This is a genomic window from Bradyrhizobium sp. RD5-C2 (genome assembly GCF_019972155.1).
Taxonomy (GTDB): Bacteria; Pseudomonadota; Alphaproteobacteria; order Rhizobiales; family Xanthobacteraceae; genus Bradyrhizobium.
The window spans coordinates 143409-159446 of record NZ_BOVL01000056.1 but is presented as its reverse complement, the minus strand read 5'-3'; the positions used below and the strand labels follow the sequence as shown (position 1 = coordinate 159446).

Sequence of the window (16038 nt, the reverse complement as noted above, 5' to 3'; positions counted from 1 at the left end):
GCGCGGCGCGGCGCGCCGGGCATCGAGCCCTACTCGAACGCCAGTCCCAGCCGCTTCTGCTTCTTCCATACGATGCGGCATGGCCACCGCTGGCCGTCGGCGGCGAGAGTGAAGCGGTCGGGAAACCACAGCGGCGAGTTCACTTCGATGCAGGCGCCCTGAGGCGAGAGATTCCGGACCGTGCAGGCGATCACTTCATTGCCGAACTCGATCGCTCCCGACTTGAGGACGCGGCGGCGTGCGCCGGCACGGCGCTGCTCGGTCGGCATTGGCTGTTGCGCGCTGGCCGGTGCGGGCCTGCTATCGTCGTCGGCCATGGGCCCGTCGCGGTAGGTACACAGACTGGCGGTCAGGTTACGATCCAATACTGACAGGAACCTTAAAGCCGCCGCCAACCGAATTGGTATGCCAGGCGCCCGCCCATGGGCGGAGCAGGCAGCCGAGGCGTCACGATGCTGGCATCACCTCATCGTGTTTTGCGGATGTGGCCGAGTTCACATGCCGCGAACGCCACATGGTGTAGTGTCGTCTCATTGGAAATTCTGGCCGCACATTTCGCGGCCGTCACATTTCGAAATCAATGAGTTGGAGATAGGCGATGACGATTGCGGATCGCAATCGGATTGCCGGTCGCAATCAGATTGTCGGCAATACCGCGCCCGATCACGGTGCTTCCATCCTCGAGCACAGCGACGACGCGGCTCACTGCAGCAACGGGCTCAACGCACAGAGATTCCTCGATGCGACGCCCAACGATCGTGCGATCTACCGGCGATGGATTCGCAGCGCGATCGTGGCGTGCGGATTGTTGGCGTTCGCCGCGGGCGCAATGGTCTGGATGAACGGCGCCGGCGTCGGACAGACCCAGCTCTCGAGCCTGTCGAGCACGAGCAACGCGAAATCGGGCCACGGCAATTAACGAACGCCGTCGCGCAGACGGCGCGAAACGAAAAATGGCCGGGACAAGTCCCGGCCACTCGTATTGCGTCAAGCTGCAAGCTTACTCGGACTTGTCGACATTCCAGAAGATCGGCGTCGCCGGACCATCGAGCACACCGGACAGCGACTTCCGCCAGGCGCTCGGACCCTGATACTGACCGAGCGGAATGTAGATGACCTGCTCGTAGGCTTCCTTCTGGATATCGGCCGCGATCTTCTTCTGCTCGTCGAGCGACGGCGCGCGAACGAAGGCGTCCTTCAGCTGTTCGATCTTCGGATCGTCGGCCCAGCCGAACCATCCGCCATTCTTGCCCTGGCCGCCGATCGAGAGGTTGGAGATCGGGTTGGAGACGTCGGCACTGACCCAGTTGGTGAAGAACATGTTCCAGCCGCCATCCTTCGGCGCTTTCTGGCTGGCGCGGCGGGTCACCACGGTCTGCCAGTCGGTGGCCTGCAGGTCGACCTTGAAGCCGGCGTCGCGCAGTTGCTGGGCCACAACAACCGGCTGCGCCTTGAGCGTGGTGACGTCGCCGGGCGCCATGATGACGACGGGCGTGCCATCATAGCCCGACTCGGCAAGCGCCTTCTTGGCCGCCGCCATGTCGCCGCCCTTCAACAACGTCTCACCGCCGACCTCGGACGCGAACGGCGTATCGCAGATGAAGAAGGAGACGCAGGTCTTGTAATACTTGGGATTGCCGACCAGCGCGTCGAGCACCTGCTTCTGGTTGATCGCCATCAGCGCCGCCTGGCGAACCTTGATGTTGTCGAACGGCGGATAGAGGAAGTTCATGCGGCCGAGCGTCTGGAAGCCGAACTTGTTCAGCGTCTCGACCTTCAGGTCCTTGTCGCCTTCCAGGATCGACAACGTGTCGAACGACGGGTTCTCCAGGAAATCGATGTCGCCGGATTGCAGCGCATTCATCGCCGTCTGCGCGTCGGCCATCGTGACCCACTCGACGCGGTCAACCTTCACGACCTTGCCGCCCGCGGTCCAGCTCGCCGGCTCCTTGCGCGGCACGTAGTCCGTGTTCTTGACATAGACCGCCTTCACGCCAGGCTGGAATTCAGCCTGAACGAACTTGAACGGGCCCGAACCGATCTGCTCCGGGATCGGCTTGTCCGGCGGCGTTTCGGCCAGCCGCTTCGGCATCATGAAGGCAACGCGCGACGACGGCTTGCCGATCGAATCCAGCACCAGGCCGTAGGGCTCCTTCAGCTTCAGCGTGATCGTCTTCGCGTCGGTGGCCTCCAGGCTCGCCGTGAAGTCCATCAGCTTCTGGCCCATGCCGTCGACCTTGGCCCAGCGCTTCAGCGAGGCGACGCAGTCTTCGGCAGTCACCGGCGTGCCATCGTGCCACTTCAGGCCGTCGCGCAGCGTGAACGTGTAAGTGAGCTTGTCGTCGGATACCTTCCAGTCGGCCATCTGCGGCTGGATCTTGAAGTTGGAGTCGGTCGCCACCAGCGTGTCGAAAACCATGTAGCCATGGTCTCGCGTGATGTACGCCGTGGTCAGGATCGGATCGATGACGCGCAGATCCGAATGCATCACCGCGGTGATGGTCTTGCCCGCGGCCATGGCCTGCGGTGCAAACGACAATTCCTGCGGCGCGAACGACAACGCGAGCGCGGTCAACGCAGCCGCTAGCGTGCGGTGCTTCCAACGCGAGATAGGCAACATGCAATTTCTCCTGACGTGTAACTGGTCAAAGCCGGCTTATTCGTTATGCATGCGGTTCGTTATTTAGGCGAACTAACATGCTGTATGGCTTGTGAAATCGAGACTTGCATCAAGCGCAATGCGCGTCAATCGGTTTCCGGCAGGATCAAACGTATACGAACGAATGAGCGGCGGGTGCAGCGCATTTGACTTTACAAACGCGTCTTCCGAGCTTTTCGTACGGCACGCGAACGCGTATCGGCGCGAACAAACAACAAGAGAGAAAAGACATGAACCCCGCCAATCTTCCTTTTGATTCCGAAGCGATGTTGCACGGCCTGCGCAGCTGGGTGGAATGCGAGAGCCCGACATGGGACGCGGCCGCGGTCGAGCGCATGCTCGACCTCGCCGCGCGCGAAATGGCGGTGATGGGTGCGACGATCGAACGCATCGCAGGACGCCAGGGCTTTGCCGGCTGCGTCCGCGCCCGTTTTCCCCATCCGAAACAAGGTCAGCCCGGCATCCTGATCGCCGGCCATCTGGACACCGTGCACCCGGTCGGCACCATCGAGAAGCTGGCGTGGCGGCGCGAAGGCAACAAGTGCTTCGGGCCCGGCATCTTCGACATGAAGGGCGGCAACTATCTGTCGATCGAGGCGATCCGGCAATTGGCGCGCGCGTCCTTTACGACGCCGCTGCCGATCACGGTGCTGTTCACGCCCGATGAGGAGGTCGGCACGCCGTCGACGCGCGACATCATCGAGGCGGAAGCCGCACGCAACAAATACGTGCTGGTCCCGGAGCCCGGCCGGCCGAACAACGGCGTCGTCACCGGCCGCTACGCCATCGCGCGCTTCAACCTGGAAGCTGTCGGCAAGCCAAGCCATGCCGGCGCGACGTTGTCCTCCGGCCGTTCCGCGATCCGCGAAATGGCCCGGCAAATCATCGCCATCGACGGCATGACCACCGAAGACTGCACCTTCTCGGTCGGCATCGTGCATGGCGGCCAATGGGTCAATTGCGTCGCAACGACCTGCACCGGCGAAGCGCTCAGCATGGCCAAGCGCCAGGCCGATCTCGACCGCGGCGTCGAGCGCATGCTGGCGCTGTCGGGTACGGCAAATGACGTGACATTCAAGGTCACGCGCGGCGTCACGCGCCCGGTGTGGGAGCCGGATGCCGGCACCATGGCGCTCTATGAAAAGGCAAAGCGTCTCGCCGCCGATATGGGTCTTGATTTGCCGCATGGCAGCGCCGGCGGCGGCTCTGACGGCAACTTCACCGGCGCGATGGGCATCCCGACCCTCGACGGCCTCGGCGTTCGCGGCGCCGACGCCCACACTTTGAACGAACATATCGAAGTCGAGAGCCTCGCCGAGCGCGGCCGCCTGATGGCGGCACTGCTGGCGACGCTCGATTAACTCGATTTGCACTGCACAACACGTTGGCACTGCCGGACCGAAATTTAGCCTTGTCCAATTTTTTGGCTTCGCCTACGGTCCGGCCGTCCAACACGACGATGCGGGAGAGATCGAGGCGACAACATTCGTGTTGTGCTTCGGCGCCGACGGAGCAACCGCCCCGGAAACTCTCAGGCAAAAGGACTGTATCGTCAGGACGATCTGGAGAGAGACGGCATGGCCAAATGGAAACGGCCATGACGTCCACCGAAGGGGATAGTCTGCTATTGGGCCGAGGCCCGATGCGGATCAAGCTCTCAGGTACCGTGACAGATGGGGCGTCGAAACAGCCGGTTTCACCGGTGGTTCGGCGACTCTAACCCACGGGAGCCTGAAGACCACCATGCCTCACATCGCAATCATTGGCGCCGGCATCACCGGCGTGACGACGGCCTATGCCCTGCTCGAACGCGGCTACCGGGTGACTGTCCTCGACAGGCATCGCTACGCCGCGATGGAAACCTCATTCGCCAACGGCGGACAGCTTTCCGCCAGCAACGCGGAGGTGTGGAACAGCGCCGCGACCATTCTCAAGGGGCTGCGCTGGATGCTTCGAAGCGACGCGCCGCTCTTGATGAATCCGAAGCCGAGCTGGCACAAATATTCCTGGATCGGCGAGTTCGTCGGCCACATCGGCCGCTATCGCACCAACACCATCGAGACCACGCGGCTCGCAATCGAAGCGCGCAAGCATCTGTTCTCGATCGCCCAGCGCGAGAACATCGCCTTCGATCTCGAACGCCGCGGCATCCTGCACGTCTATCACGACAAGGCCGGATTCGAGGCAGGCCTGCGCGTCAACACGCTGCTGCAGCAAGGCGGACTCGACCGCCGGCCAGTGACGGCGGACGAAATCCGCAGCATCGAACCCGCGCTGCAGACCACCTGCTATGGCGGCTTCTTCACGCCGTCGGACGCCACCGGCGATATCCACAAGTTCACCCGCGGCCTCGCCGACGCCTGCATCCGCCGCGGTGCGAGCTTCGTCCATGAGGCCGATGTCGATGCGATCGCGCACGGCGATAACGGTTTCCGCATCGGCTGGAACGAAGCCGCTTCGCACGATGCTGACGTCGCAACACGACACGAGTTGCAGGCGGACGGCATCGTGATTTGCGCTGGTGTCGCGAGCCGCCACTTTGCCGGCCTGCTCAACGACCGCGTCAACGTCTATCCGGTGAAGGGCTATTCGATCACCGTGCAGCTCGATGCGCCGCAAAGCCGGGACGCCGCGCCTACCGTCAGCCTGCTCGATGAAGCCGCGAAGATCGTCACCAGCCGGCTCGGCGCCGACCGCTTCCGCGTCGCCGGCACGGCCGAATTCAACGGCTTCAACCTCGACATTCGCGCCGACCGCATCCAGCCGCTGGTGGATTGGGTACGGCAGCATTTCCCCGGTGTCGACACGTCGAAAGTCGTGCCATGGGCCGGCCTGCGCCCGATGATGCCGAACATGATGCCGGTGGTTCGCGCCGGACGGATTCCGGGCGTGTTCTACAACACTGGCCACGGTCATCTCGGCTGGACGCTGTCGGCTGCGACGGCGCAGGTGGTCGCAGGGGCGATCGATGACTGGCGCGACCTCGACACGCCCTCGATGGTGCCGTCGCCGGTCGATGCGACCGAGACCACCCGCGCAGCTTTCCTCTAATTATCCGGCCGGCGAGGAAGAATATGAGCGTATTTGTGTGTGGCCAAGTCGGAATTCGCAGAGAAACACCGCATGACAACGACTAGCGTCACAATGGGGAAAAGCGCTTCAGCGCGGGAGGGGACAATGCGCATTGGGGTGGCGGACACGCGTGAGACGCTGACCAAGCCGGATCAGATTGCCGCGGAGCTGTGCGCGGCCGTCGATCGAAACTTCAACGATCAGGTCGCGTTCCTGTCGCGCATGGTGCAGTTCCGCAGCTTGCGCGGACAGGAAGCGCCGCAACAGGCTTGGCTGGCGGAGCAATTCGCAAAGCGCCGCTACGACGTCGATACGTTCAGCCTTGCCGACGTCAACCTGATGAGTCATCCGAAGGCTGCACCGATGGACGGCATCGACCTTGCCGGATCGCAGCAGGTCGTTGCGACGCTCGATAGCAAAGGCAGCGGACGCAGCCTGATCCTGCAAGGTCATATCGACGTGGTGCCGGAGGGGCCCGCCGATCTTTGGGAACAACCGCCGTTCTCGGGCGCCTTGCACGACGGCTGGATGTTCGGGCGCGGCGCGCAAGACATGAAGGCCGGTGTCTCGGCAATGATCTTCGCGCTCGATGCTATCAGAGACGCCGGCTATGCCCCGGGCGGACGCGTCCATCTGCAAACCGTGACCGAGGAAGAGAGCACCGGCAACGGCGCGCTGTCGACCTTGATGCGTGGCTATCGCGCCGACGCCTGCCTGATTCCCGAACCGACCGGACACACACTGACGCGCGCCCAGGTCGGCGCCGTCTGGTTTCGACTGCGCGTCCGCGGCACGCCAGTGCATGTCGCCTATTCCGAGACCGGCACGAGCGCCATCCTGGCTGCGATGCACCTGGTGCGCGCGTTCCAGGATTACACCAAGGCGCTCAATGCCCGGGCGCTCGACAACAGCTGGTTCCGCAGCGTCAAGAATCCGATCAAGTTCAACGTCGGGATCATCAAGGGCGGCGATTGGGCGAGTTCGACCGCGGCCTGGTGCGAGCTGGATTGCCGGCTTGGTCTCTTGCCGGGCGAGACACCGCAGCAGGCGATGCGTGGCATCGAGGAATGCCTGACCGAAGCGCACAAGGCCGACGACTTCCTGTGCGATAATCCGGCCGAGCTCGTGTGGAGCGGTTTTCAGGCGGACGCGGCGGTGTGCGAGCCTGGCAGCGAAGCGGAAGCAGCTTTGTCGGCAGCCCATCATTCCATCTTCCAGGCGCCAATGCAGGAGCGCCTGTCTACCGCCGTCAACGACACCCGCTACTATTGCGTCGACTACGGCATCCCTGCCCTTTGCTATGGTCCGTACGGTATCGGCCCGCATGCGTTCAACGAACGTGTCGAGCTCGACAGCCTTCGCAAGACAACGCAGAGCATTGCACTGTTCGTCGCCAATTGGTGCGGCGTGGCGAAAGCGTGAATAGACTTCCCGTTTCAGGTCGGTGGCACATGGCGACATGTGCAATTCGAAATAGCAGCTTCAGACCAAAGGAGGCTCCGACGGCCTGAACCGCGCCTTGATATGACGTCGCCATTGGCACAGTATTTGCCTGCAAATTCATCACGTTCGCGCTAGCCTTGAGACAAGACGCAGAAGCGCATGAGACACATCACGGGGACACCATGAGTATGATGCGGCCCAGCCTTCGCCTCGCACCGTCTGACGGCAGGAGATAGCAGCGATGATCGGCTATCTCCTCCGCCGAATCCTCGCCGCCATTCCCGTGATGGGCGTGGTGGCACTGTTCGTGTTTCTGTTGCTGCGGCTGACGCCGGGTGACCCGGCCGCAATTCTTGCCGGCGACAATGCGACACCGGAACAGCTCGACCGCATCCGCACCTCGCTTGGTCTCAACGAGCCGATCTACATCCAGTTTTATACCTGGGTCGCCAAGCTGCTGCACGGCGACCTCGGCGTCTCCCTGATCTCGAACAAGCCGATCCTCGAAATGATCGGTCCGCGCCTCGAGCCCTCGATCTCGGTCGCGCTCGCCACCATCGTCCTCTCGATCCTGGTGGCGGTGCCGCTCGGCGTGATCGCGGCGTGGAAACACGGCACCTGGATCGACCGCTTCGTGATGGGGCTGTCGGTGCTCGGCTTCTCGGTGCCGGTGTTCGTGATCGGCTATGTGCTGATCCAGGTGTTTGCGATCGATCTGCGCTGGGTGCCGGTGCAGGGCTTCAAGAGCATCTCGGCCGGCTTCGGTCCGTTCTTCGAACGCATCATTCTGCCGACCTGCACCCTCTCCTTCATCTATGTCGCGTTGATCGCGCGCATGACGCGGGCCTCGATGCTCGACGTGTTGGGCGAGGACTACGTGCGCACGGCGCGCGCCAAGGGCATCGGCGAGAGCGGCGTACTGATGCGCCATGCGCTGCGCAACGCCGCGGTTCCGGTCATCACCGTGATCGGCTCCGGCTTCGCGCTGCTGATCTCGGGCGTCGTCGTCACCGAGAGCGTGTTCAACCTGCCCGGCATCGGCCGCCTCACCGTCGATGCGGTGCTGGCGCGCGACTATCCGGTGATCCAGGCCATGATCCTTTTGACATCGGGTATCTATGTCGCGGTCAATCTCTTGATCGACCTCGCCTACACCCTGCTCGATCCTCGCATCCGGTACTGAGCAATGGCGATCGAAACCCTTCCCGAATCCTCTATCCCCGTCACCCGGCCGTTCCGCGTCAAGTTCGGCTTCCTGGCGTCGACGCCGATCATCGCGGTCGCGACGATCTGCCTCGTCCTGATCATCCTGATGGCGATCTTCGCGCCGCTCCTTGCGCCTCATGATCCACTCTTGCTGACGCCGTCGCAACGGCTGAAGCCGTCAAGCGCGCAATACCTGCTCGGCACCGACGCCTACGGACGCGACCTGTTGTCGCGCGTCATCTACGGCGCACGGATCTCGCTGCTGATCGGGCTCGGCGCCGCCGTCTGCTCGATCGCCATCGGGCTCTTGATCGGCCTCGTCGCCGGCTTCTTCCGCTGGGTCGATGCAGTGATGATGCGCGTGATGGACGGCTTGATGGCGATCCCCGCGATCCTGCTCGCAATCGCCGTGGTGTCGCTGTCGGGCGCCAGCATCTGGACCGTGATGATCGCGATCACCATCCCCGAGATCCCGCGCGTGGCGCGGCTGGTGCGCTCGGTGGTGCTGACCGCGCGCGAGGAGCCCTATGTCGAGGCCGCGATCTCGCTCGGCTCGAGCCTGCCGAAGATCATGTGGCGGCATTTGATGCCGAACACGATCGCGCCGCTGATCGTGCAAGGCACTTACGTCTGCGCATCCGCGATCCTGACCGAGGCGATCCTGTCGTTCCTCGGCGCCGGCATCTCGCCGGAAACGCCGACCTGGGGCAACATCATGGCCGAGGGCCGTGCCTATTTCCAGGTCAAGCCGTCGCTGATCTTCTGGCCGGGCCTGCTGCTCTCGATCGCCATTCTCAGCGTCAACCTGATCGGCGACGCCGCGCGCGACGCGCTCGATCCCCGCATGAAACAGCGTGAGGGCAAGTGATGGCTTCGATGCCAATTGAAGCCGTCATCCCGGGGCGGTGCGAAGCACCGAACCCGGGATCTCGAGATTCCCCGATGCGCAATGCGCATCTGTGGTCTGGTGCTTGCGCACCATCCCGGAACGACGGTGACGGACCCATCGTGCCCCCTCGCAACACGAGACCCTGACATGACCAACGTCGTCCTCGACATCAACAACCTCGTCGTCGGTCTCGGCCGCAAGACGGACGCGCACCGCATCATCGACGACCTCTCGTTGCAGGTGCGCGAAGGCGAGACGCTTTGCCTTGTCGGCGAAAGCGGCTCGGGCAAGTCGGTGACCTCTTTGACCACGATGGGCCTGCTGCAGAAGGGCACACTGGTGCCGTCAGGCGGCAGCGTCAAACTGGTCGGCGAGGAACTGCTCACCGCGAGCGATCGCCGGCTGCGGCAATTGCGCGCGACGCGGATGGCGATGATCTTCCAGGAGCCGATGACCGCGCTCAATCCGGTGGTGCCGGTCGGCCGCCAGATCGACGAAGTGCTGCGCGCCCATACCGATCTCGACTCCCGCGCGCGACGTCAGAAGATCCTGGCGATGATGGAGCATGTGCGGCTGCCCGATGTCGAGCGCATCTTCTCCTCCTATCCGCACCGCCTCTCCGGTGGACAGCGCCAGCGCATCATGATCGCAATGGCGCTGGTGCTGGAGCCGAAGCTTTTGATCGCGGACGAGCCGACCACCGCGCTCGACGTCACCACCCAGAAGCAGATCCTCACCTTGATCCGCGACCTGCAACGCGATCACGGCACGGCTGTCCTGTTCATCACCCACGACATGGGCGTGGTGGCCGAGATCGCCGACCGCGTCGCGGTGATGCGGCATGGCCGGCTGGTCGAGACCGGCGCGCTGCAAGATGTGCTGCGCAAGCCGACGATGGAGTACACCCGCAACCTGCTCTCCGCGGTGCCGAGCCTCGTGCCGCGCGCGCCGCGTCCGGACACCACCGAGCCCGTGGTGCTGGAAGCCAACGAGCTCAGCAAGATCTACCGGGAGCGGTCGCTGTATGGCAAAGCCCGCGAGGTCGCGGCCGCCAGCAACGTCACGCTCACTTTGCGCAAGGGCCGCACGCTCGGTATCGTCGGCGAAAGCGGTTCCGGCAAGTCGACGGTCGCGCGCTGCATCGTCCGCCTGATCGATCCGACCTCGGGCGGAGTGCGGCTCGCCGGCCGCGAGATCTCCGACCTGTCGCGCCGGCTGTTGCAGCCGCATCGCCAGAAGATCCAGATCATCTTCCAGGACCCCTATCGCTCGCTCAATCCGCGCGTCACCGTCGGCGAGAGCATCGCGGAAGGCCCGATCAACTACGGCATGCCGCGCAAGGATGCGCTGGCGCGGGCCCGCGAGCTGCTCGAGCTCGTCCATTTGCCGCCCGACGCGATCTCGCGCTATCCGCACCAGTTCTCCGGCGGACAGCGCCAGCGCATCGCGATCGCGCGCGCGCTGGCGCTCGATCCCGACGTGCTGGTGGCGGATGAGGCGGTGTCCGCGCTCGACGTCTCGGTGCAGGCGCAGGTTCTCAACCTGCTCGACGAAATCCAGCGGCGGCTCGGCATCGCACTGTTGTTCATCACGCATGATCTGCGCGTCGCCGCACAGATCTGCGACGACGTCGCCGTGATGCAACATGGCCGCGTCGTGGAACAGGGACCGGCGGCCGAGGTGCTGACCAATCCACAACAGGCCTATACCCGTGCGCTGCTCGAAGCAGCACCCGGGCGCGGCTGGGATTTTGCGAATTTCCGCCCGGTTTCGGAAGGCCTCGTGGCAACGGCCTAGGTCTTTAGACTTAATCTCGCGACGTACCTTTGGGCCTTTCAATACGCCCATAGGGCATGCAAATCCGGAGGTGCTCCCCGGCTTGCGCTTGGCGCGACGACACGCTTAACGTCGCGCGCTAAGGCATGGCCTGGAAGGTAGACGCCGGTCTTCCCGAAAGAACACGCTCAAACCAACGAGATCGTGGCGCGAACCGTTCCGATCGCATCACGACCGCGTCACGCTCGAGCTCGGCGGGAAGTCCGGCATTCCCGGTGACGCGCCGTACCGGGAGACTTTCGTGGTCGAGCAGCTCTCGGACGGCAAGTTCGTTGCACCCGGCCCTTATTTCGGCGGCCGCGACATGGATATGGGGCCCTCGGCCTGCCTACGGGTCGGCGACGTCCGCGTGGTCGTCGGCTCCTACAAGGCGCAGCTTGCCGACCAGTCGATGTACCGCTATGTCGGCATCGAGCCGACCGCGCAGAAGATCCTGGTCAACAAGAGTTCGGTGCATTTCCGCGCCGATTTCGAGCCGATCGCCGAGAAACTGCTGATCTGCGCCGCGCCCGGCGCCATGCCGGCCGATACCGCCACGCTGCCGTGGAAACATTTGCGACCGGGCATTCGTATCAAGCCTAACGGCCCCACTTTCACCCCCTCCTCCCCATCACGCACAAACGGATAGAGAGCCATGCCGACCATTGAGCGCATCGACAGTTTTGCCGACGAACTCACCGCCATCAGACGGGATCTGCATGCGCATCCCGAGATCGGATTCGAGGAGGTCCGCACCTCCGGCATCGTCGCCGACAAGCTCACGAGCTGGGGCATCGAGGTGCATCGCGGCCTCGGCGGCACCGGCGTGGTCGGCGTGCTCAAGGGCAAGGGCAACAGCAGCAAGAAGATCGGCCTGCGCGCCGACATGGACGCGCTGCCGATGGAAGAGAACACCAATCTGAAGTGGCGCTCGACCATCCCCGGCCGCTTCCACGGCTGCGGCCATGACGGCCACACCACAATGCTGCTCGGCACGGCGCGCTATCTCGCCGAGACCCGCAATTTCGACGGCACCGTGCATTTTATCTTCCAGCCGGCCGAGGAAGGCCTCGGCGGCGCGCGCGCCATGATCAAGGACGGCCTGTTCAAGCAGTTCCCCTGCGACGAGGTCTACGGCCTGCACAACGCGCCCGACCTCAACCATGGCGAGATCGCGATCCTGCCGGGCCCGGCAATGGCCGCAGCCGACTTCTTCGACATCAGGATCCAGGGCTACGGCGCGCATGGCGCGATGCCGGAGCGCTCCAAGGACGCGGTGGTGATCGCAATGACGCTCGGACAGGCGTTGCAGTCGATCGTCAGCCGCAACGTCGATCCGCTGCAGGCTGCGGTGCTGTCGATCACGCAGATCCATTCCGGGTCGGCCTACAACGTCATTCCCGGCGAGGCCTGGATGTGCGGCACGGTGCGCTGCTTCTCCGACGAGATCCGTGAGCTGATCCGCAAGCGCATGCGCGAGATCGCCGCCGGCTTTGCTGTGGCCTATGGCGCCGAAATCTCGGTCGAGATCCGCGACGGCTTCAGCGTATTGGTGAATCAGGAAGAGCAGTCCCGCGTCGTCGAGGAAGTCGCGCGCACCGTGGTCGATCCGGCCAAGGTGATCACCCGCTCGACGCCCAAGATGGGCAGCGAAGACTTCGCCGACATGATGCAGGCCATTCCCGGTGCGTATTTCTGGGTCGGCCACGACGGTTCAGTGCCCGTGCACAATCCCGGTTACGTTCTCGACGACAAGATCCTGCCGATCGGCGCCAGCATGTTCGCCCGCATCATCGAGAAACGTATGCCGGCAGGTGCGCATGCATAAGCCGAAAGCGGACGCCATCACGTCGCTGCACGACCTCTCGGCCGTCGACCTGCTCGCCGGCTACCGTGCCAAGCAGTTCTCGCCCTCCGAAGTGCTCGAGGAAATCATCTCCCAGGTCTCGACCTGGGAGCCGCACATCAAGGCGCTGTATCTGTACGACCCCGACGGCGCGCGAAAGGTCGCCAAGGCTGCGACCGAGCGTTGGCAGCAGAGCGAGCCGGTCGGCACGCTCGACGGCGTACCCGTCACCATCAAGGACAACGTCGCGACCAAGGGACAGCCGGTGCCGCTGGGTGCGGCGAGCGTCAAGCTCGCACCGGCCGAGAAGGATGCACCGCCCGCCGCGCGGCTGCGCGAAGCCGGCTGCGTGATCTTCTCCAAGACCACGATGCCGGACTACGGCATGCTGTCGTCGGGACTGTCGTCGTTCCATCCCCTCACCCGCAATCCCTGGGATGTCAGCAAGAACCCCGGCGGCTCGAGCGCAGGCGCAGGCGCGGCCGGTGCTGCCGGCTACGGCCCGCTGCATCTCGGCACCGACATCGGCGGCTCGGTGCGGTTGCCGGCCTCCTGGTGCGGCCTCGTCGCCCTGAAGCCGAGCCTCGGCCGCGTGCCGATCGACCCGCCCTATGTCGGCCGCGTCGCGGGTCCGATGACTCGCACCGTCGACGACGCCGCGCTGATGATGAGCGTAGTGTCGCGCCCTGATCGCCGCGACGGCATGAGCCTGCCGGCGCTCGAGGTGAACTGGAGGGCGCTGGAGAAGTCGCCGCGCAAACTGCGCATCGGGCTGATGCTCGACGCCGGATCCGGCCAGAAGGTCGAGAAGGACGTTCGCGAGGTCGTCGTCAAGGCGGCGAAGGCGTTCGAATCCGCCGGCGCCGTCATCACCGAGATCGACGGCATCCTGACGCCCGAGATGCTCGAGGGGCTCGACAATTTCTGGCGTGCACGGACTTGGGACGAACTGTCGAAATTGTCGCAGGCCGACCGCGGCAAGACCCTGCCCTACATCCTCAACTGGGCCGAGGCCGGCGCAAAGCTCTCCGGCGTCGACGTGGTGCGCGGCTTCAACCAGACGATGGCGATCCGCACGGCCGCGGCAAAGTTGTTCTGCGAGGTCGATTACGTGATCTCGCCGGTGTCGCCGGTCGTGAACTTCCCGGCGGAGTTCGCAGCACCGCTCAACGACCCGGCAAAGCCGTTCGAGCACATCTGCTTTACCGTGCCGTGGAATATGTCGGAGAACCCGGCGCTGTCGATCAATGGCGGCTACGACAAGAAGGGCTTTCCGATCGGCGTCCAGATCATCGGCCGCCGCTTCGACGACATCGGCGTGCTCGGCATGGGCAAGGCATTCGAGGGCCTGCGCGGCCCGCAGAAGCCGTGGCCGACGCCGCCGAAGAAGTAGCGCCTCAACGCAAATCAGGATGCGCGGAACCACGCCGCGCATCCCTCTTCTTCACAAGCGATGATTGCCGGGTTAACTGAATGGAGACGCGCGCCAGCGCCGTTCATTCAAGAAAACCGAGAGGAAATCATCCCCATGGCGTACGAGACGATCAAGTACGAGGTCGCCGAGCAGATCCTGACCATCACGCTGAACCGGCCCGACAAGCTCAACGCCTTCAACGCCACGATGCAGCAGGAGCTGATCGACGCGTTCGACAAAGCCGACAAGGACGACGACGTCAGGGCCATCATCGTGACCGGTGAAGGCCGCGGCTTCTGCGCCGGCGCGGATCTGTCCTCCGGCGCCAACACGTTCGACCGCGATGCGCGGCGCGGTCCGGTCAAGCGCAATGCCGACGGCAGCGTCGACTACAGCGATCCGCAGGTGCGCGACGGTGGCGGCCAGGTGACGCTGCGAATCTTCAAGTGCCTCAAGCCTGTGATCGCCGCGGTGAACGGCCCGGCGGTCGGTATCGGCGTCACCATGCAGCTTGCGATGGATATCCGCATTGCGTCGGAGGCCGCGCGCTTTGGTTTCGTGTTCTCCCAGCGCGGCATCGTGCCGGAGGCCGCCTCGAGCTGGTTCCTGCCGCGCATCGTCGGCATCTCGCAGGCGCTGGAGTGGTGCTATTCGGGCCGCGTCTTCCCGGCGCAGGAAGCGCTCGCCGGCCGGCTCGTCAGCAAGGTGGTGCCGCCCGATGACTTGCTGCCGACCGCGCGTGCGCTCGCCAAGGAGTTCGCGGCCAAGACCGCGCCGGTGTCGGTGGCGCTGATCCGCCAGATGATGTGGCGCATGATGGGCGCCGACGATCCGATGGAGGCGCACAAGGTCGACAGCCGCGGCATCTACGCCCGCGGCCGCTCCGAGGACGTCAAGGAAGGCGTGGTGTCGTTCCTGGAAAAGCGCCCCGCGCAGTTCAAGAACAAGGTGTCGTCGGACATGCCCGACTATTTCCCGTGGTGGCAAGAGCGCGACTATAAGTGACCGAACGGCGTCAAGCGTCGTCTACACCTGACGGCGTCGTCCTGCTGCACGGCATCGGCAGGACGGCGCGCTCGTTTCGCAGGATGGAGCTGGCGTTCAGGGATGCCGGTTTTGCCACGCTCAATCTCGACTATGACAGCCGGCGCAAAGGGCTCGATGCGCTGGCCGAATACATCAACCCTTCGCTCGATCGCTTCGCGCAGAGCCTCGACGGCTCCGTGCATTTCGTCTGCCATTCGATGGGCGGCCTGCTGGCCCGCGTCTACCTCGCACGACATCGCCCGGCGCGGCTCGGTCGCGTCGTGATGTTGGGCACGCCGAATGGCGGCAGCGAGATCGCCGACCGTCTGAAACACCTAGCCGCATATCGCGCCTTCTTCGGTCCGGCCGGCCAACAGCTGGTCACCCGCCGCGATGCCGCGACCAGCGCATTGCTGCCGGCGATCGATTATGAGGCCGGCATCATCGCCGGCAACCGCTCGGTCTATCCGATCACGTCCATGGGACTGCCGCGCCCGCATGACGGCCGGGTGTCGGTCACCAACACCCGGCTCGACGGCATGGCCGATCACATCGTGATCCGCACCTCGCATCCCTGGCTGGTGCGCAACCGGGATGCGATCGTGCAGACGATTGTGTTTTTGCGGCAAGGCAAGTTCACGCCGCACTAGCCGTCATTGCGAGGAGCG

The 16038-nt window shown here is 64.3% G+C and carries 13 protein-coding genes, 1 pseudogene and 2 riboswitches; of the genes and pseudogenes, 12 read left to right on the top strand and 2 right to left on the bottom strand.

The window, feature by feature from the left end; translation table 11 throughout:
• Positions 1-29: 29 nt before the first annotated feature.
• Entirely contained in the window at positions 30-317 is a 288-nt protein-coding gene (locus BraRD5C2_RS35400; protein WP_223976377.1) for a PilZ domain-containing protein, read from the bottom strand.
• Between the two features lie 281 nt (positions 318-598).
• Here BraRD5C2_RS35400 and BraRD5C2_RS35395 point away from each other — a divergent pair, with 281 nt between their 5' ends.
• Positions 599-919 (top strand): hypothetical protein, encoded by a 321-nt coding sequence (locus BraRD5C2_RS35395; protein ID WP_223976375.1) that lies wholly within the window; start codon positions 599-601, stop codon positions 917-919.
• 81 nt (positions 920-1000) lie between these two features.
• On the opposite strand, the gene BraRD5C2_RS35390 is transcribed toward BraRD5C2_RS35395, so the two are convergent.
• Positions 1001-2620 (bottom strand): ABC transporter substrate-binding protein, encoded by a 1620-nt coding sequence (locus BraRD5C2_RS35390; protein WP_374708085.1) that lies wholly within the window; start codon positions 2618-2620, stop codon positions 1001-1003.
• Positions 2621-2889: 269 nt separating this feature from the next.
• On the opposite strand from BraRD5C2_RS35390, the gene BraRD5C2_RS35385 reads away from it, so the two are divergent.
• The 11 genes and pseudogenes from BraRD5C2_RS35385 (at position 2890) to BraRD5C2_RS35335 (ending at position 16020) form a co-directional block, all read left to right on the top strand.
• Positions 2890-4020 (top strand): M20/M25/M40 family metallo-hydrolase, encoded by a 1131-nt coding sequence (locus tag BraRD5C2_RS35385; RefSeq protein WP_223976373.1) that lies wholly within the window; start codon positions 2890-2892, stop codon positions 4018-4020.
• A 91-nt stretch (positions 4021-4111) separates the two neighbouring features.
• A riboswitch (glycine riboswitch) is annotated at positions 4112-4216 on the top strand.
• 3 nt (positions 4217-4219) lie between these two features.
• Positions 4220-4334, top strand: a riboswitch (glycine riboswitch).
• 68 nt (positions 4335-4402) lie between these two features.
• The gene (locus tag BraRD5C2_RS35380; protein ID WP_223976371.1) at positions 4403-5710 is read left to right on the top strand and encodes a D-amino acid dehydrogenase; all 1308 of its coding nucleotides are present in this window, start codon (positions 4403-4405) and stop codon (positions 5708-5710) included.
• 126 nt (positions 5711-5836) lie between these two features.
• The gene (locus BraRD5C2_RS35375; RefSeq protein ID WP_223976369.1) at positions 5837-7153 is read left to right on the top strand and encodes an ArgE/DapE family deacylase; all 1317 of its coding nucleotides are present in this window, start codon (positions 5837-5839) and stop codon (positions 7151-7153) included.
• A 262-nt stretch (positions 7154-7415) separates the two neighbouring features.
• A complete protein-coding gene (locus tag BraRD5C2_RS35370; protein ID WP_223976367.1) occupies positions 7416-8357 on the top strand; it encodes an ABC transporter permease in 942 nt (313 codons plus the stop codon).
• A 3-nt stretch (positions 8358-8360) separates the two neighbouring features.
• Positions 8361-9248, top strand: a complete 888-nt coding sequence (locus BraRD5C2_RS35365) for an ABC transporter permease (protein WP_223976365.1) — start codon at positions 8361-8363, stop codon at positions 9246-9248.
• A gap of 168 nt (positions 9249-9416) precedes the next feature.
• Complete coding sequence (locus BraRD5C2_RS35360) at positions 9417-11066, top strand: ABC transporter ATP-binding protein (protein ID WP_223976364.1); 1650 nt, start codon at positions 9417-9419, stop codon at positions 11064-11066.
• A 217-nt stretch (positions 11067-11283) separates the two neighbouring features.
• Positions 11284-11733, top strand: a pseudogene (locus tag BraRD5C2_RS35355) (MlrC C-terminal domain-containing protein); the annotation flags it as partial.
• A gap of 6 nt (positions 11734-11739) precedes the next feature.
• Positions 11740-12912 carry a M20 aminoacylase family protein gene (locus BraRD5C2_RS35350; RefSeq protein ID WP_223976362.1) on the top strand — a complete coding sequence of 391 codons (1173 nt, stop codon included), beginning with the start codon at positions 11740-11742 and terminating at the stop codon, positions 12910-12912.
• Positions 12905-14323 (top strand): amidase, encoded by a 1419-nt coding sequence (locus tag BraRD5C2_RS35345; protein ID WP_223976361.1) that lies wholly within the window; start codon positions 12905-12907, stop codon positions 14321-14323. The genes BraRD5C2_RS35350 and BraRD5C2_RS35345 overlap by 8 nt, the downstream gene beginning before the upstream one ends.
• A gap of 135 nt (positions 14324-14458) precedes the next feature.
• Positions 14459-15349, top strand: a complete 891-nt coding sequence (locus tag BraRD5C2_RS35340) for a crotonase/enoyl-CoA hydratase family protein (RefSeq protein ID WP_074130099.1) — start codon at positions 14459-14461, stop codon at positions 15347-15349.
• A complete protein-coding gene (locus tag BraRD5C2_RS35335; protein WP_223976358.1) occupies positions 15346-16020 on the top strand; it encodes an alpha/beta hydrolase in 675 nt (224 codons plus the stop codon). The genes BraRD5C2_RS35340 and BraRD5C2_RS35335 overlap by 4 nt, the downstream gene beginning before the upstream one ends.
• Positions 16021-16038 lie beyond the last annotated feature (18 nt).